At 65.2% G+C, this 16,682-nt stretch carries 14 protein-coding genes; 1 reads left to right on the top strand and 13 read right to left on the bottom strand.

Features of this window, described 5'->3' with window-relative positions; genetic code table 11:
* Positions 1 to 1,749 (top strand): Tn3 family transposase (locus FE851_RS24990; RefSeq protein WP_145206874.1); only part of this gene is annotated, 1,749 nt, incomplete at its 5' end.
* A 247-nt stretch (positions 1,750 to 1,996) separates the two neighbouring features.
* Here FE851_RS24990 and FE851_RS24985 read toward each other — a convergent pair.
* From FE851_RS24985 to FE851_RS24925, 13 genes are all read right to left on the bottom strand, one after another.
* Positions 1,997 to 2,746, bottom strand: a complete 750-nt coding sequence (locus tag FE851_RS24985) for an HAD-IIB family hydrolase (RefSeq protein ID WP_145206873.1) — start codon at positions 2,744 to 2,746, stop codon at positions 1,997 to 1,999.
* Positions 2,743 to 5,244 (bottom strand): heavy metal translocating P-type ATPase, encoded by a 2,502-nt coding sequence (locus tag FE851_RS24980; protein WP_004212886.1) that lies wholly within the window; start codon positions 5,242 to 5,244, stop codon positions 2,743 to 2,745. Before FE851_RS24980 ends, FE851_RS24985 begins: the two co-directional genes overlap by 4 nt.
* Entirely contained in the window at positions 5,241 to 5,849 is a 609-nt protein-coding gene (locus tag FE851_RS24975; RefSeq protein WP_004212885.1) for a cation transporter, read from the bottom strand. Before FE851_RS24975 ends, FE851_RS24980 begins: the two co-directional genes overlap by 4 nt.
* Positions 5,846 to 6,532: a ZIP family metal transporter gene (locus FE851_RS24970; RefSeq protein WP_004212882.1), complete on the bottom strand. Its 687-nt coding sequence runs from the start codon at positions 6,530 to 6,532 to the stop codon at positions 5,846 to 5,848. The genes FE851_RS24975 and FE851_RS24970 overlap by 4 nt, the downstream gene beginning before the upstream one ends.
* A 3-nt stretch (positions 6,533 to 6,535) precedes the next feature.
* Positions 6,536 to 6,949 (bottom strand): hypothetical protein, encoded by a 414-nt coding sequence (locus FE851_RS24965; RefSeq protein WP_017183574.1) that lies wholly within the window; start codon positions 6,947 to 6,949, stop codon positions 6,536 to 6,538.
* 47 nt (positions 6,950 to 6,996) lie between these two features.
* Positions 6,997 to 7,374 (bottom strand): hypothetical protein, encoded by a 378-nt coding sequence (locus FE851_RS24960; protein WP_145206872.1) that lies wholly within the window; start codon positions 7,372 to 7,374, stop codon positions 6,997 to 6,999.
* Positions 7,371 to 7,859 (bottom strand): SRPBCC domain-containing protein, encoded by a 489-nt coding sequence (locus tag FE851_RS24955; RefSeq protein WP_004212879.1) that lies wholly within the window; start codon positions 7,857 to 7,859, stop codon positions 7,371 to 7,373. Before FE851_RS24955 ends, FE851_RS24960 begins: the two co-directional genes overlap by 4 nt.
* Before the next feature lie 53 nt (positions 7,860 to 7,912).
* Positions 7,913 to 11,158: an efflux RND transporter permease subunit gene (locus FE851_RS24950; RefSeq protein ID WP_004212878.1), complete on the bottom strand. Its 3,246-nt coding sequence runs from the start codon at positions 11,156 to 11,158 to the stop codon at positions 7,913 to 7,915.
* Positions 11,159 to 11,161: 3 nt separating this feature from the next.
* A complete protein-coding gene (locus FE851_RS24945) occupies positions 11,162 to 12,340 on the bottom strand; it encodes an efflux RND transporter periplasmic adaptor subunit (RefSeq protein WP_004212877.1) in 1,179 nt (392 codons plus the stop codon).
* On the bottom strand, positions 12,340 to 13,617 hold the full coding sequence (locus FE851_RS24940) for a TolC family protein (RefSeq protein WP_013039111.1): 1,278 nt from the start codon (positions 13,615 to 13,617) through the stop codon (positions 12,340 to 12,342). Before FE851_RS24940 ends, FE851_RS24945 begins: the two co-directional genes overlap by 1 nt.
* 60 nt (positions 13,618 to 13,677) lie before the next feature.
* Positions 13,678 to 13,974: a hypothetical protein gene (locus FE851_RS24935; RefSeq protein WP_007406840.1), complete on the bottom strand. Its 297-nt coding sequence runs from the start codon at positions 13,972 to 13,974 to the stop codon at positions 13,678 to 13,680.
* 73 nt (positions 13,975 to 14,047) lie between these two features.
* Complete coding sequence (locus FE851_RS24930) at positions 14,048 to 16,015, bottom strand: cytochrome c/FTR1 family iron permease (RefSeq protein ID WP_145206871.1); 1,968 nt, start codon at positions 16,013 to 16,015, stop codon at positions 14,048 to 14,050.
* On the bottom strand, positions 16,015 to 16,641 hold the full coding sequence (locus FE851_RS24925) for a cation transporter (protein WP_004212870.1): 627 nt from the start codon (positions 16,639 to 16,641) through the stop codon (positions 16,015 to 16,017). The genes FE851_RS24930 and FE851_RS24925 overlap by 1 nt, the downstream gene beginning before the upstream one ends.
* Positions 16,642 to 16,682: the final 41 nt, after the last annotated feature.

Here is a 16,682-nt window from a genome sequence, read left to right as displayed (position 1 = left end):
GCCACGGCCTCCGCGCTGACCAACGTGCTCGCGGCCGACCCGCTCAGCCGTGTGCTGGACGGCTATCACCGTTTCCGCCTCTACGCGCCCAGGATGCTGCGCCTGCTCGACATGCAGGCGGCGCCGATCGCCACGCCTCTTCTGGCGGCCGTTGCGATGCTGCGTAACGGGATCAAGGTCGATCCGCCGGTGGATTTTCTACGTCCCAACTCGAAATGGCATCGTCATCTTTGCGCTGAGCCCAGCGGCGACCACCGGCTTTGGGAAATCGCGGTGCTGTTCCACATCCGCGACGCCTTCCGGTCCGGTGACATATGGTTGGCGGGATCGCGCCGCTATGGCGACCTCAAGCAGCTTCTGGTCCCGCCACAGGCGATAGAGCAGACCGCGCGGCTCGCCGTGCCGCTGCGACCCGGCGAATGGCTGGCCGAGCGCAGGGCTCGACTGGATACACGGCTGAAGGAGTTTGGCCGCGCGGCGCGAACCGGCACGATCCCAGGCGGCATCATCGAGAACGGCAAGCTGCACATCGACAAGCTGAGGGCCGACACGCCCGAAGGGGCCGAGGATCTCGTGCTCGATCTCTATCAACAGCTCCCGCCCGCGAGGATCACCGATCTGTTGCTGGAAGTCGATGAGCGAACCGGATTTTCCGAGGCGTTCACGCATCTGCGCACCGGCGCGCCCTGCAGCGACCGGATCGGCCTGATGAACGTGTTGCTGGCGGAAGGCGTCAATCTCGGTTTGCGCAAGATGGCGGCGGCGACCAACACGCACAGCTTCTGGGAATTGCTGCGGATCGCGCGCTGGCATGTCGAAGGCAGCGCCTATGATCGGGCGCTCGCCATGATCGTGGAGGCCCACGCCGCCCTGCCCATGGCCGCCTTCTGGGGACAAGGGCAATCGGCATCCAGCGACGGGCAGTTCTTCCTTGCTACCGAGCAGGGCGAGGCGATGAATCTGATCAACGCGAAATATGGCAACGTCCCGGGCCTCAAGGGATACAGCCATGTGTCCGATCAATATGCGCCGTTCGCAACCCAGGTGATCCCGGCAACGGTCAGCGAGGCTCCCTATATCCTGGACGGGCTGCTCATGAATGACGCGGGCCGCCGCGTTCGCCAGCATTTTGCCGACACGGGCGGCTTCACCGATCATGTGTTCGCCGCCTGCGCCTTGCTCGGCTACAGGTTCGCCCCCCGTATCCGCGATCTCCCTCAGAAAAGACTCTATGCCTTCACGCCCAACGCGACGCCGGCCAATGTGCGAGCGCTGGTCGGAGGTAAGATCAATGAACCGCTCATCGAGCGCAACTGGCCCGACATCCTGCGCATCATGGCGACGATCGCAGCGGGGATCGTCGCCCCCAGCCAGATTCTTCGCAAGCTCGCCTCTTACCCGCGCCAGAATGAGCTGGCCCTCGCATTGCGAGAGGTGGGCCGCATCGAGCGAACCCTGTTCATGATCGACTGGATTCTTGATGCCGGCCTCCAGCGCCAGGCTCAGATCGGCCTCAACAAGGGTGAGGCCCACCACGCCCTAAAGCGCGCCATCAGCTTCCACCGCCGAGGTGAAATCCGGGATCGATCCGGCGAAGGCCAGCACTATCGCATCGCCGGAATGAACCTGCTCGCCGCCATCATCATATTCTGGAACACCATGAAGCTCGGCGAGGTCGTCAATACCCGGGCCGCCAGCGGTACCCATATCGCGCCTGATCTACTCGCCCACGTCTCGCCGTTGGGATAGGAACACATCAATCTAACCGGGGAATATCGCTGGCCCAAATCCTTAGCGTAGGATTCCGCCCCCTCCCGCAAACGCCCCCTACGATTGAGAAGCGCGGCGGCATCTCTTAGATTGATCGCTGGAGGCTTTGTTCGCGGAGACGCGCACATTGCCTTCTTTTCGTTTTAGGAAGCGCTGCCCTAAGCGACAGAAGCCAGAGCTTTGACAATGCGGCATTCCGCGATGGAGCCGACCATGTATCTTGATCCTATCGGTGCAGACACGCGATGATGGCGGTCACGACGGCGGTGGTTTCCGCGACGTCGCGCACCCTCACTGTGTCGAGGCCGATTTCAGCAGCGGGATAGTCATTCCCACCGGGGAATATCGCATCCCCAATGAACAGCATCCCGTCGAGCGGGACACCGCTCTCGGCACTCAGGCGCTTCAGGCCATAGCCCTTGTCGATCCCTGCTCTGGTCACGTCGATCGATGTCGTGCCACCGAGATTGATCGAGAGCTCCGGCAGCTTCGCGCGCAACGTGGCCTGCAACGCGGTCCTCTTCTTTCGGTCAGGATCCCACGCTTCCTTTTCCTTCAGCGGCGCTGCCTGCCCCAGGCCCGAAAAGGTGATCTGGCTGCCCCGGTCCTCGATCCGTTCGCCCCAGATACGTTCGTCGGCGAGACCGGCATCGGTCAGCGCCTGATCGAAGGCCGTGCGGATCTTCGCCTTCTCCGCGTCGTCGAACAGTTCGGCATAGACCGCGCGCCAAGCGCCATTGATGAACCGATAGAGTTTCGTGCCTGTGGTCGGCATCAACCAGAGACGGTCGAGCGCGACGCCGGCAGGAAGGCGCGAGGCGATCTGCTTTTCGAACTGCGGCCAGTCCCCGCCCGAGATCACCGCCACATCCGTGATGGCGAGCAATCGGGCGAGGATTGCGGCCATATCCTCCGATAACGGCTGCTTGCTCTCGGCAAGCGTGCCGTCGAGGTCGAAGGCGATCAGCCACTTCATGCCGCCTTCCCTGCCGGATCGCGGTAGGCGAGCAGCCTGAGCGCATTGATGACGACGAGCAGCGTCGATCCCTCATGAACCGCCACCGCTGGCCCAATGCCGAGGCCGAGGATGGTAGCAGGCACCAGGAAGGCGACGACACCCAGGCTGACGAAGACGTTCTGCCGGATGATTCCACGGGTATGGCGGCTAAGACCGACTGCGAATGGCAGGTGCGCCAGATCGTCGGCCATCAGCGCCACGTCGGCTGTCTCCAGCGCAACGTCCGACCCCGCCGCGCCCATCGCGATGCCGACCGTGGCGCTTGCCATCGCCGGCGCATCGTTCACGCCGTCGCCCACCATCGCGACCTTGTCTTCGCCGGCGAGCTTCTTGATCGCGGCAACCTTGTCTTCGGGCATGAGGTCGCCCCACGCTTCGTCGATCCCGACTTCGTCGGCGATCGCTTCGGCGACTTTCTGGTGATCGCCGGAGATCATTATCATCCGCGACACGCCCATCTCGTGCAGCCGACGCAACGCGGTCTTGGCAGCTTCGCGAGGCGTGTCCATCAGGCCGATCGCGCCCAGGTCGCGGTCCCCCTTGCGGACCACCATTGTCGTGCGGCCGTTCTCGCGCAGCTTCGCGATTGCGTCCTGCGCGCCCTGCCCCAGCGCCGGAATGCCCTCACTTCCGAACATCTCGGCCTTGCCGATCCACACCGTCTCGCCATCCACGCTCGCGGTGACGCCCCGACCGGTCAGGCTCTTGAGGTCGCCGGCAGTCGGCACGGCACGATCGTTCAGACGTTCGCGGCCGTCCTTGACGATCGCTTGGGCCAGGGGATGGTCGCTCAACGCTTCGACGGCGACAGCCAGCGCCAGCAACTCGCCTTCATCGGCGCCATCGACGGGCACGACATCAGTGATGCGCGGACGACCTTCGGTCAGCGTGCCCGTCTTGTCGAAAGCGATCGCTTTGAGCGACCCGAGGTTTTCGAGCGGTGCACCGCCCTTCACGAGCACGCCGCCCCGCGCTGCACGGGCAACGCCCGACAGGACCGCGCTCGGCGTTGCGATCGCGAGCGCGCACGGGCTTGCCGCCACCAGCACCGCCATCGCGCGATAGAAGCTGTCGCGGAACGGCTCGTCGACGACCACCCATGCGAACAGCAGGAGCACTGACAGGACCAGGACGGCGGGCACGAAGATCCGTTCGAACCGGTCGGTGAAGCGCTGCGTCGGCGACTTCTGCGTCTCCGCTTCGCTCACCATCTTCACGACCTTGGCAAGCGCGCTTTCATTGGAACGGCGTGTCACCTCGATCTCGATCGCGCCGCCGCCGTTGATCGTACCAGCAAAAACCCGGCTTTCCGCGTCGACTGCATCGGGCTTGGCGCGTGCCGCTGCGGCATCTGCGACCGGCACCTTGTCGACCGGGATGCTTTCACCCGTGACCGGGGCCTGGTTGATCGCGCTGGTGCCCTTGATGACGAAGCCGTCGGCAGGCAGGCGCTCGTTCGGGCGGACGATGGCAATGTCCCCGACGACCATCTGCTCGACCGGGATTTCGCTGGTCTGCCCGCCGCGTCGCACGGTCGCGGTTTCGGGCGCGAGCTTCGCCAGCGCCTCGATCGCCTTCTTGGCGCGGCCCATTGCATAATGCTCAAGCGCATGGCCGAGGCTGAACAGGAACAGCAGCAGCGCACCTTCGGCCCATGCGCCCAGCGCAGCGGCGCCGGCCGCAGCGACCAACATCAGCGTGTCGATCTCGAACTTCTTCATCCGGAGGTTGTCGATCGCCTCGCGCAGCGTGAAGAATCCGCCGAAGAAATAGGCTGCGATATAGCAGGCGGTCGGCAGCCATTCGGGCGCGCCAGCGACCAGCCTCTCGATCGCGTAGCCGATCCCCAGCAGCGCGCCACAGGCGAGCGCGAAGATCAGCTCGGTATTGGGGCCGAGAAATTCGGCGTGGCTATGGTCGTGGCCATCGCCGGGGCCGTGCTTCTCTTCGCCCGCGCCGTGGCCCCCGGGGCCGTGGTCGTGGCCGGCATGTTCATCGGCAGCGACCCGCTTGCCCACCCTCACCTTCAGCTTGCGAAGCGCAGCGCGCACCTCCTCTTCGGTGGTTTCGCGGCGATCATATTCGACCCGGACAGACCCGCTGGTGCTGGCGCTTGCCTGGACCACGCCGGGCAAGGCGCACAGCGCATCGCTGACCGTGCGCGCCCGACGTTCGTGGTTGATCCCCGTCACCTGCCAGATCGCATGGCCGTAGCGCTCGGTGATTTCGGCACCTGCGGCGCGCACCATTTCGCGCAACCGTGGCAGCGGCAGCTTGGCGGCATCGAAATGGATGCACAGCGCCGCTGGCGTGTTGCCGTCGAGACAGATCACATGCGCCCGCTCGACACCTTCGCGCTTTGACAGGGTTGATACGAGACGGTCCAGGCAGGCATCGGCCGCGTCAGGAAGGTCCGGCAACAACACTGGAATGTCGAGTTCGAGCTTGTCGTTCATGACGACCTCCTTTCGCTTTTCTTGGTTTCGGCGCGCGCGTCGCGCAGGATTTCGACACCGCCCTTGATGGCGATGATGGCGGTGGCGAAGCCGACCAGCAGGTCCGGCCAATTGGTACCCAACCACAGCACCAGCACGCCGGCGATCAGGATGCCGCCGTTGGAAATGAAGTCGTTGAAGCTGAAGGTGGTTGCGGCCCGGAGATTGACGTCCGGATCCTTGAGGCGCTGGAGCAGCCGCAGGCAGAGGTAATTCACGACGCCGGCGATCGCGGACATGACCATCATGGTAGGTCCGATGGGCTCGCTGCCCTGCACGTAGCGCCGTCCGACATCGATCAAGATGCCGCCCGCGAAGATCAGCAGCATGACGCCCGAAGCGACCGCGGCGCGTGTCTTCCATGTCTGGCCCCGGGTGAGCGCCACAAGGCTCAGCGCATACACAGCCGTATCGGACAGGTTGTCGACGCCGTTGGCGATCAGCGCGCTCGAGTCCGCGAAGAAGCCGGAAACGAAGAAGCCCGCAGCGATCGCCGCGTTCAGCAGCAGGACGATCCACAGTGTGCGGCGCTCCTGCCCGCCATTGTTGTCGTTGCCCGGGATCATCCCATCATCTCCTCAAGTGTCAGCAGGGCCAGGAAGCCGACGAAAAACATCGAGCTGATGAGCGGGGTGTCGGGTTTCTCGTGCGCCTCGACCAGCAACTCCTCCGTGACGAGGTAGAGCAGCGCCATCAGCCCGAAGCTGAGGAAGCCGGCGATCATCACCGGCGACAGCGCGGCGACCGGCACGGCAGCGAGCGCGCCGATCGGCAGCAGCAGGGCCAATGCCGAGACGATCACGATGATGCGCAAGCGCGAGCGATAGGTTTCCGCCAGCTCGTCGGTCAGCGTCAGTCCCAGAAATAACACTTCCAGAGTGAGCGCGATCGTCAGCAGGAGACCTGCCTTCTCGCCCGCCACGAAAGCGAGGCCGAGCACCAGGCCGTCCACCAGAATGTCGATGCCGATCGCGGCGAGTAGCGCCATCGGCCCCTTGAAGCGGGCCTCAAGAGCCTTGAGCCCCAGCATGGTCGCGACGCCCGCCGCCCCGCCGATCAACGTCGCGCTGGGCGATGCCTCATGCTTGACCTGCGGCAGGATTTCGGTCGCTGCCGCCGCGAACACGACGCCGGCAGCGAGATGCTGTAGGCCCGCCACGAGGCCAGGTTTCAACTTGGTGCGGCTCGCGACAATCGCGCCGAGCACGACCGCCAGCACAGGCGCAAGCGTATAGAGCAGTGCCTGCATTTCCTAGGACTCCTCCGGGGTTCGGTGGCAGACGCGGATCTTCCCGCGTCGCGTGAACGCGATCGATCCGCCCGCCACGACAGCCCGCGAATGGTCGCCGCGAAACTCGTCACCGGTTCGCTGCGCGCGCAGGATCTCGGTCCTGCCCTTCGGCAGCCAGGTGACGGCCATTTTCAAGCCTTCATCGATGAAGTCGACATCGGCGCGTGTGCCGTCGTCGCAGTACATGATGCGCTGCGCGATTAGTTTCGACGTCAGATGCTTTTCATGCGCCGGCTCGGTAGGCTGGGTCGGCGCTGGATTACACGCCCCTATAACCGCCCCGGAGACGAGAACGACGCCGAGGCGCGCGATCGCCAGACCGGCCCGATTCAGGCCGCACAAGGTTGTCACATTTGAAATCGACGTGTCAGACATCGGTCTCTTCCGACGAAGCGCCCTGTGGCGTTCGAAGGCAGGGCAGTTCATCGCGTGCCTTCCTGCTCGCAGATCCGGGTACGGCCATCGCCTTCCACGATGGAGAGCTGCGACCCCTTGAAGGTCGCGGTGGCTGTTTCGCCGACATATTGCAGGCCCTGCGCTGGCGCGGTCAGCATCATCGGCGGTCCCCCGTTGGAGCGCCGCAAATCGATCTGCAGGCCGTTGTCCTTGTAATCGACGAACAGCGGTTCCCCGTCGGAACAGCGATATCTATGCCGCCCCATTTCCCCGGTCGTCACGGCGCTGTCGGACGAATGGATCTGCTGCTCCGTTGGCGGGGCTGGCGGCTTTCTTTCCGAGCACGCCGCGAGCCCGACAACGAGGATGACGGCGGGCAGCACCCGCTTACAGTGCATCATCATCGCGCCTTCCTCCTGTAGCGGAAGGGGACGCGCTGACGATTGATAGCCCGGGCAGGCTGACCTACCCGCCAGCGGAGATAGGTTGCGAGGCGATCGTCAGATTCGACCATCAGGGATCGCAGGCGGCGCAACATCATCGCCGCGAACGGCAGGGAGAGCGCCCCGCGCAGCGTGCAGCTATGCGTTAGCCTGGTGCCGCCATCGTCCCCCGCCAGCTCGTACCGCTCTTCGAGCGTGAACAGATAGGGGATGCCGCAGGACCAAGCGAAGGCGTGCGGTTTATCGAATCGATCAATCCGTGCTGGCGTCCGAATTGGCCGGGTGATGCCCTGGATCGCAAAGGTGCATTCTGTGTCGCCGAGCCGGGACGGATCATCGAGAAATACGAGCGGACTCCACGCCCGGCGATGATCCGGATCGGTGAGTGCCGACCAGATGCGCAGTGGCCCGCCGTGAAGCATCGAGCTGGTTATGGTGCGAGGCATATCCCCATCTCCCAGAGATGGGCGGGGCGATCGCGGATCGCCCCGCCCATCCATCAGGCCAAGTTGTTCACGAAGGTCTGACCGTGGTCGTCCCCTTCATGCTCCTCATTGTAGTGCTCGGGTTTCTCGATCACTTTCTGCCCGAACCGGGCATAGAGTGTCGGCAGCACGAACAGCGTAAGAAGCGTCGCCGAGATCAGACCGCCGATGACGACCGTCGCCAAAGGCTTTTGAACCTCTGCGCCGGCGCCTTCGCCCAGCGCCATCGGCACGAAGCCGAGGCTGGCGACTAGCGCGGTCATGATGACGGGTCGCAGACGCTGCATCGCGCCAACATGCGCGGCTTCCTCGCGGCTCATCCCTGATCGGATCAGATCTTGGATCGAGCTGACCATGACGAGGCCGTTGAGGACCGCGATGCCCGAGAGGGCGATGAAGCCCACTGCCGCCGAGATCGAGAAGTCCATGCCCCGCAGGAACAGCAACAGGACGCCGCCCACCAGCGCGAAAGGCACGCCGGTGAACACGATCGCGGCGTCGCGGACCGATCCCAACGCCCCGTAGAGGAGCAGCAGGATCAAGATGAAGCAAGCCGGAATGACCAGCTTCAGCCGTTCGCTTGCCGATTGGAGGTTCTCGAACTGGCCGCCCCATTCGAGATAGGTGCCGGCAGGCAGCCGGAGTTGGCTGCCGATCGCCGCCTGCGCATCCGCCACGACGGATCCGACGTCGCGGCCACGCACGTTGGCTTGCACCACCACGCGCCGCTTGCCGTTCTCGCGGCTGATCTGGTTCGGACCATCGACCACCTTGATCTCGGCGACGCTGGACAGCGGTACATAGCCGCCGCCTGCCACCGGCACCTGCACCTGTTGGAGCAGGCCGATGTCGGCACGCTGCGCCTCCGACAGGCGGATCACCACGGGGAAGCGACGGTCGCCCTCGAAGATCTGGCCCGATGTTCGCCCGCCGATCGTCGCAGTCACGGTGTCCTGCACATCCTGAGCCGTAACGCCCAACCGCGCCATCGCGTCGCGGTTGACGCGAATGTCGAGCATGGGAAGACCGGTCGTCTGCTCCACCTTCACGTCCGCTGCGCCTTGCGTTCTGCGCAGCACCGCCGCGATTTGCTCGGCCGTCCGGTTCATCTGGTTGAAGTCGTCCCCGAACACCTTCACCGCGATGTCGCCGCGCACGCCGGCGATCAGCTCGTTGAAGCGCATCTGGATGGGCTGGGTGATCTCGTAGGCATTTCCCGGAATCTTCGCGAGATTACCCTCGATCCGGCTGACCAGCTCCTCCTTGGGAAGCTCAGGATCCGGCCAATCCTTGCGCGGCTTCAGGATGACGAACATGTCGGTCGCGTTCGGCGGCATCGGGTCGGCCGCCAGCTCGGCGGTGCCCGTCTTGGAATAGACGAATTGCACCTCCGGCTGCTTCGACATCATCCGCTCGATCGGCACCTGCATCGCCTGGCTCTGCTGGACCGACGTTGCCGGAATGCGGAGCGACTGGATCAGCAAATCGCCTTCGTCGAGCTGCGGCAGGAACACCGAGCCGAGCGTAGTGAAAGCAAGCGCCGCCACCACAAGGCTTCCCACACCCGCACCGATCGTCAGCGTCGGGCGCTTCATGGCCCGGTCGAGACCGGGTTCGTAGCGCTTCTTCAGCCACGTGATGATGCGGCCGTCCTTCTCCTCGACCTTCTTCGACAGCCAGATCGCAATCATCGCCGGCACGAAGGTGAGAGAGAGGATGAAGGCGAAGGCGAGCGCGATGATGACGGTCAGCGCCATCGGTCCGAACGTTTTACCCTCCACGCCGGTCAGCGTGAGCAGCGGTACGTAGACGAGGATGATGATTGCCTGCCCGTACACAGAGGGACGGATCATCTCACGCGCAGCGGCTGCCACGGTCGCGAGCCGTTCCTTGACGCTGAGCAATCGGCCTTCATGATGCTGTTGCTCGGCAAGCCGGCGCAGCGCGTTTTCGACAATGATGACGGCGCCGTCGACGATCAGACCGAAGTCCAAAGCCCCAAGGCTCATCAGATTGGCCGAGACCCCAGCGCGCAGCATACCAAAGCCTGTCAGCATCATGGTGATCGGGATGACCAACGCCGCGATCAGGGCCGCACGGAAGTTGCCGAGCAGCAGGAAGAGCACGACGATGACCAGCACCGCGCCTTCGGACAGGTTTTTCGCGACCGTCTTGATCGTCGAATTGACCAGCTCGGTGCGGTTCAGCACCGGCTGAATTACGACGTCAGGAGGCAGCGAAGCGTTGATCGTCTTCAGTTTCTCAGCGACCGCGGTCGACACGATGCGGCTGTTCTCGCCGATCCGCATGATCGCCGTGCCGACGACGACTTCGGTACCGTTCTCCGATGCCGAACCCATGCGGATCGCCTGACCCGTCTTCACAGTCGCAACTTGTTCGACCGTGATCGGCACGCCGTTACGTGTCGCGATCACGGTCCTGGCCAACTCGCTGGCATTGCGAACGAGCGCATCCGAGCGAACAGCCAGACCTTCGCCATTGCGATTGACGAAGCCACCGCCGACGCTGGTGTTATTGCGCTCCAGCGCATTTCCCAGGTCCGTCAGCGTGATGCCGAGCGAGGCCAGCTTCTGCACGTCGGGCACGACGAGGAACTGCTTGGCGTAACCGCCAATCGAGTCGACACCGGCGAGGCCCGGTGTGGTCTTCAGAAGCGGCGTCACGATCCAGTCCTGCGCGGTGCGCAGGTAGGTCGCCTTGTCCTCTTCGGTCGTCAGTCGCTCGCCCTCTGGCGTGATGTAGCTGCCATCGGGCTGTTGGCCCGGTTCACCGGGCTTGTGCTTGTCGTCCTCGCGATGATCGAGACGAACGGTGTACATGTACACCTCGCCCAGGCCTGTCGCGATCGGACCCATTTCAGGGTTCACGCCGTCGGGCAGATTCTCTTGCACGCCCCGCAGACGCTCGCCCACCTGCTGGCGGGCGAAATAGATGTCCGTCGCGTCCGAAAAGACCGCCGTGATCTGCGCGAAGCCGTTGCGGCTCAACGAGCGCGTATATTCCAGGCCGGGGGTGCCGGCGAGCGCGGTTTCGATTGGAAACGACACCTGCTTCTCGACCAGCTCGGGCGAGAGGGCAGGCGCGCGGACGTTGATCTGGACCTGATTGTTGGTGATGTCCGGCACCGCGTCGATCGGTAGCCGGTAGAGGGAAAAGGCGCCGATGGCGGCGACGATGACGGTGAGGAGCAGGACTAGCCAGCGCTTCTCGACCGCCCAGGTTACGATACGGGCGATCATGGCTTAATCCTCGTGGCTCGCTTCGCCCTTGCCGATCTCGGCCTTGAGCGTGAAACTTCCGGTGGTGGCGATCTGTTCGTTGCCGGTCAGGCCCGACCGGACGATCACCGTGTCGCCCGACGCATCGCCGAGCTGGACCGGGGTCGCCTTGAAGCCGGTGGGCGTGCGCACGAACACGACCGACTTGCCCTCGAAACTCTGGACCGCCGTCGTCGGCACGCGGACCGCCCCGCTCCCGCCGCTGCCCGTGAGCTGCACGGCTGCCGTCACAGGCTCGCCGACCCGCCATTCGCCACCGCGATTGTCGAGGGTGGCGAGCGCAGGCACGAGCCGCGTCTGCGGATCAAGCGCCGGCGACACGAAGGTCACGCGGGCGGTCGCCTGACGGCCTGCCGCCTTCACCAGCACCGTATTGCCGGGACGCACCCGGCCCGCATCCTCGGGCTTGAGATTAAGCGCGATCGACACCTGGCTCAGGTTGGCGATGCGATAGAGTTCGGCATCCGCCGCGACCGTTTGTCCCAGCGTCACGGGGCGCGCAATGATCTGGCCCGAGATCGGCGCGGCAATGCCGAGCCGGTTGAGCCCGCCGCCGCCGACACCCGCCGCCGAAACCATGCTCTGCGCCTGCGTCAGGGCGATCCGCGCCTCCGTCGCCGCTGTGCGGGCGGCGATCAGATCCTGTTCAGGGGAGACTCTCTGCGCGAACAGCCGCTGTTCGCGCGCGAGGTTCGAATTAGCGAGCTGAAGCCGCGCCCGCGCCGCCTCGACCTCGCCCTTGATCTGCGCCGCCTCGCGGCTTTCGATGACCGCAATGGTCTGGCCGCGTCCGACCGATTGGCCGAGGTTACGGGTGAGCGCGACCACGCGTCCCGCAATTGCGGCCGAGACGACCTGCGTTCCCTGTGGGTCGCCCTCGATGATCGCGGGCAGCTCGATCGTCCCGGCCCCGCCGATGATCGGCCGTCCGACCTGGACGCCCGCTGTGGCGATCTGGTCGGCACCCAATGTGACGACGCCTTCACCGGCATGACCGCCTTCAGCACCGCCCTTTTCCGTGCCCGCTGCCGTCTCATTGGCAGCTGCGCCTTCGGCAGTTGCCTCGTTTCCGCCATCCTTGCCGCCGCAGGCAGCCAAGAGCAGGGCGAGCGACGCCGCGCCCGCGAGATAAAAGCTCTTCATCACTGATTCCCCCCATTGGGCGCACGAGCGGTCAGTCGCTCCACTTGCGCGCGGGCATTCTGGTAATTGGCAAGCGCGTCGATCGCGGCGACCCGCGTTTCGGCGAGCGTGCGTTCAGCATCGAGCAATTCGAGCTGGCCGAACTTGCCCTCGCGATAGCCGATCCGCGCGATGCGGGCGGCCTCCTGTGCAGCCGCCAGCGCCGGCCCCGACGCCGCACGAGCCGTCGTTGCGGCATTGGCCGCCTGCGCCTGCGCGTCCGTGATCGCCTGTTCGATGTCGAGCGCGGTCACGCGGCGCTGCGCATCCGCCTGGGTCCGCTGCGCGGTCGCCTGCGCAATCGCGGCGCGACCATTGTTGAACACCGGGATCGGGATCGACACGCTGAACACCGCCGCCATGTCGTTGGTCGCTTCCAGGCGGCGGATCGACGGCCCGACGTTCAGGTCAGGCACGCGATTGGCGCGCGCGAGCCGCACGCCGGCTTCGGCAATGGAGAAATCCGCGTTGGCTGCCGCCAGCGCGAGTGTGCCGGTCGTGTTGACCGGTGCCAACGGCCCATAGACGTTCACATCGGGAAGGCGATCGAGCAGCGTGTCATCGAGCAGGCCGTCGATCGGCCGTCCGATCCGACGCGCCAGATTGGCGCGGGCCGCCTCGGCCAAGCGAAGCTGCCGCTCCACATTGGCGTCGGCATTGATACGCGCGACATCCGCGCGCTGTTGCTCGAGTGGCGATGCCCGCCCTGCCTGCACGCGAACGCTCGCGGCCCGCAGCGCATCGCTGGCGATCCGGGCCTGATCGCGGGCTGTCATTACCCGGCGATCGGCCGCGACCGCTTCGACATAGAGCTGCGTTACCTGAAGCCGGACATCCGCCGCGATGATCGCGGCCTGGATCTCGGCCCGGGACAATTGCGCATTGGCGACCGCGACGCGGGCGCCGCGCTTGCCGCCTAGCTCGATCGGGATCGCAAAGCCGACCGTGGTTTCCGCGCTGCGGACCCCCCGATACGGCCCGGAGCCGATGACATTCTCGACTTGGCCTTGAACCACCGGATTGGGCCGCAAGCCGGCGACTGTGCGACCTGCACGGGCCGCGTCGATTCCAGCTGTCGCCGCTTCCGCAGCAGGGGCCGAACCGCCCGCTGCACTGACCGCTTGGTCAAGCGTGTAGACCGGCGCATCCTGCGCAACAGGCGCGGACGGTCCGACCTGCGCCTGCGCCATCGTGGCGCAAGACGCTGCGGCCAGCATGGCCGCGAGGATACGATTCATGAAAATAGGACTCCTGACGATGATCGACAGGGGCGCGCCAACGCACGCCCAAATCGGACGTCAGGCTTGGGGGGGCCTCAAATGGACCATGCCGGTGCGGCCGTCGAGCGACGCAGAGGCGGAGATTGTCGGCTTGGGCACTGTGAGGACGGGGGTATATTCCATCGTCGTGCGCGCAGGCGCGCCGACGTCGTGTCCGTGACAATAATTGTGATGATGCGGGACATTCTTGTCCGAGTCCGATGGCACCTGATCGATGTCACCGGCGGTATGGACCGTGAACTCAACGCCCGCGATGCTTCCCCCCGCCAGATCGGCGGCATGGGCCATGCCGGAGAAGCTGGTCAGGACCAGCATCAGGCATGTCAGGAAAGGCAAAAAGGCTCGCACTAGCTTGCCTCTATCACGGAAGGGTTTTCATGTCATTGCACTAATTCGAACCAAGGGTCACTGAGCCGGAACCCGAGCGGGATCGGTCGCGCCCGTTCCAGGCGAACCCGACCGCAATGGCGACCGCCATCAGGAGTTGCGCCAGCACCGATTGCCAAGTGGGAAACACGCCGAGCATCGACAGCCGTGGCACGTCCGCGAGCGGTGCGATGTTGATAAGGCCGGCTTCCTGGAGCGCGGCGACGCCTTTACCCGCCAGCACGACGGTCAGGACCGCCATGAGCCAGGAGCTATAGCGGAAGAACTGCGCGATCGGCAGCTTGCGACTGTAGCGAAGCATGGCCCAAGCGATCAGGCTGAGCAGTCCAATCGCCGACCCGGCCCCCGCGAGAAGCATCCCGTTGTCACCTTGCGCCGAAAGCGCGGCATAGAACAGGATCGTCTCGAAGACCTCGCGATAAACTACGACGAACGCCAGCCCGAACAGGAACCAGCCCGACCCGCCCGAGAGCGCCCGCGACATCTTCTCGCGAATATAGCGCTGCCACTGATCGGCCTGCGCCTTGCCGTGCATCCAAATCCCGACCGAGAGCAGCACGACCGCGGCGAACAGCGAGCCAAACCCTTCCGTCAGCTCCCGGCTCGCACCGCTGATCCCGATCGCATAGGTGGCGACCGCCCAGGTGATCCCGCCCGCGATGATCGCGCTGACCCAGCCGCCATGCACGTACCGCAGCGCCTCGCCGCGCTCGGCTTTACGCAGGAACGCGATCATGGCGACAACGATGAGCAGGGCTTCGAGCCCTTCACGCAGCAGGATCGTGAACGCGCCCAGGAACGTGGACGCTTCGGTGGCGGCATCAGGCGCGAGCGCCGCTTCCGCATCGTCGAAAAGGCCGCCCAGTACTGCGACCTTCTCCGCGAGATCATCGGGCGACGCGCCCCGGTCGATCGAGGCGCGGAACTCCCCCATCGCGCCCTCGATTCGACCCATCAGCGTCGCGTCGCGCGCGGTGAGTGTTGGCTCGATCGGCTCGAACCCATCGAGATAGGCCGACAGCGCCAGCTCTTTCGCCATGCGCGCATCGCCGCGCCGCGCAGCCGCCACGCTTTCGGCGAGTTTGGCGCGGGCGACCGCGAGCGAGCCGGGAGCCTGTTGTATCACCTGTTCGGGATGACGACGCAGGAACGCGAGCACTGGGTCAGCCTTGGCGTCGCCGATCGCCGCGCCGAGCGCGGCCGGGGTGAGCGCGACCAGGGTTTTCAGGTCCGGAATGCGCCGGCGAAGGGTCGGGTCGGATTTCCAAAGCCGCTCGCCTTCGCGCGCCTGCGCATCCGTGAAGGCGAAGCTCCCGGCTCGGAATGCTAACGCCCAGCGCTGATCGTTGGGCAGATCGGCGAAGCTCTGCATCGCGGTCCCGTCGATGCCTTGCGTCACCACCTGATAGAGCGCGAACACGCTGCGCTGGCGCGCGCGCTCGGCATCGGTGAAAGCAATCGGGGGCGTAGCGAGCTTGGCGGCGTCAGGGCCACGGCCGTTGCCCGTCATCCCGTGGCAGGACGCGCAGGATTGTCGGAACAGTGCATCGCTGGAGACGAGGTTCGGAGCCTTATCGGGCGCGAGCGGCACCGGGTAGGCGCGCAACAGATCGGCCGCGAGCCCGTGCGCCAATGTTGCCACCTGTTCAGTCGGTCCCTTTTCCGCGATCACCGCCTGGAGGTTGGCAGCCCGCTGGATGAGGGCTTGACGCTCCGGCTTCGCCGGCAGGCCCCGAAGCCGTGTCGAGACCGACGCGGCGAACTCCGTCATCTCGGCATATTCCGACGTGCTCTTGATCCGACCGTTGGCGACCGCGCCGCCATAATCGACGGCCATATAGTCGAGCAGCCGCCATGCGGTTTGCACGTCGCCGGGTTCGGCGATTGCCGCAGCAGGGATCAGCAGCGCCGCGAGCGCGGAGAGCAGCCGCAACGAGAGCATTGCCCGGATCAACGCGAGCAGACGCACTACCGCTCTCCCAATTCGCGCCGAGCGCCAGTGACGATTTCATAAGCGGAGTGGAGGAACAGGAGGGCGATGAGGCCGGCGACGGCGAGGTCCGGCCAGGCGCTTCCTGTCCACGCCACCAGACCGGCCGCGGCGATCACCGCCACGTTGGCGAGCGCGTCGTTGCGGCTGAACAGCCAGATCGCGCGAACATTGGCGTCCCCTTCCCGGAAACGCGCAAGCACCAAGGCGGACACGACATTGATCGCGAGCGCGACAACGCCGATTGTGCCCATCAGTTCGGCATCGGGCGCGGTTGCGTTCAGGGCGCGCCAAATCGCGAAACCGATTACGCCCACGCCAAGCGCACCGAGAAACAACCCCTGCGTCAGCGCGACCTTTGCCCTCGCCCGTGCGGACCAGGCAAGCGCGAGAAGACCGATAAGGCTGATCGACCCGTCCCCGAGAAAATCGAGGGAATCCGCTTTCAGCGCTTGGCTATCGGCGATGAACCCGCCGAACAGCTCGGCGACTCCGAAGCCGAGGTTGAGCACCACGACGGTCAGCAGCGCACGGCGATAGGCCGGATCGGTTTGCGCGCGCGCGGGCTCCCCGTGGCACCCGCAGCTTTCGGTAGAAGCATTCATGCGGCCTTCCTTACCACCTCCAGTCGCTGTAGAAGCAAGCG

This window comes from Sphingobium sp. B2, from assembly GCF_007693735.1.
Lineage (GTDB): Bacteria > Pseudomonadota > Alphaproteobacteria > Sphingomonadales > Sphingomonadaceae > Sphingobium > Sphingobium xenophagum.
Note: the sequence above shows the minus strand (reverse complement) of the source record. Positions and strands in the feature narration are given on the sequence as shown.

What these genes read in the sequence shown, in the direction of transcription:
- FE851_RS24985 (WP_145206873.1), bottom strand. Translation starts at nt 2,746, where the DNA reads ATGAAGTGGCTGATCGCCTTCGACCTCGACGGCACGCTTGCCGAGAGC.
- FE851_RS24980 (WP_004212886.1), bottom strand. Translation starts at nt 5,244, where the DNA reads ATGAACGACAAGCTCGAACTCGACATTCCAGTGTTGTTGCCGGACCTT.
- FE851_RS24975 (WP_004212885.1), bottom strand. Translation starts at nt 5,849, where the DNA reads ATGATCCCGGGCAACGACAACAATGGCGGGCAGGAGCGCCGCACACTG.
- FE851_RS24970 (WP_004212882.1), bottom strand. Translation starts at nt 6,532, where the DNA reads ATGCAGGCACTGCTCTATACGCTTGCGCCTGTGCTGGCGGTCGTGCTC.
- FE851_RS24965 (WP_017183574.1), bottom strand. Translation starts at nt 6,949, where the DNA reads ATGTCTGACACGTCGATTTCAAATGTGACAACCTTGTGCGGCCTGAAT.
- FE851_RS24960 (WP_145206872.1), bottom strand. Translation starts at nt 7,374, where the DNA reads ATGATGATGCACTGTAAGCGGGTGCTGCCCGCCGTCATCCTCGTTGTC.
- FE851_RS24955 (WP_004212879.1), bottom strand. Translation starts at nt 7,859, where the DNA reads ATGCCTCGCACCATAACCAGCTCGATGCTTCACGGCGGGCCACTGCGC.
- FE851_RS24950 (WP_004212878.1), bottom strand. Translation starts at nt 11,158, where the DNA reads ATGATCGCCCGTATCGTAACCTGGGCGGTCGAGAAGCGCTGGCTAGTC.
- FE851_RS24945 (WP_004212877.1), bottom strand. Translation starts at nt 12,340, where the DNA reads ATGAAGAGCTTTTATCTCGCGGGCGCGGCGTCGCTCGCCCTGCTCTTG.
- FE851_RS24940 (WP_013039111.1), bottom strand. Translation starts at nt 13,617, where the DNA reads ATGAATCGTATCCTCGCGGCCATGCTGGCCGCAGCGTCTTGCGCCACG.
- FE851_RS24935 (WP_007406840.1), bottom strand. Translation starts at nt 13,974, where the DNA reads ATGCTGGTCCTGACCAGCTTCTCCGGCATGGCCCATGCCGCCGATCTG.
- FE851_RS24925 (WP_004212870.1), bottom strand. Translation starts at nt 16,641, where the DNA reads ATGAATGCTTCTACCGAAAGCTGCGGGTGCCACGGGGAGCCCGCGCGC.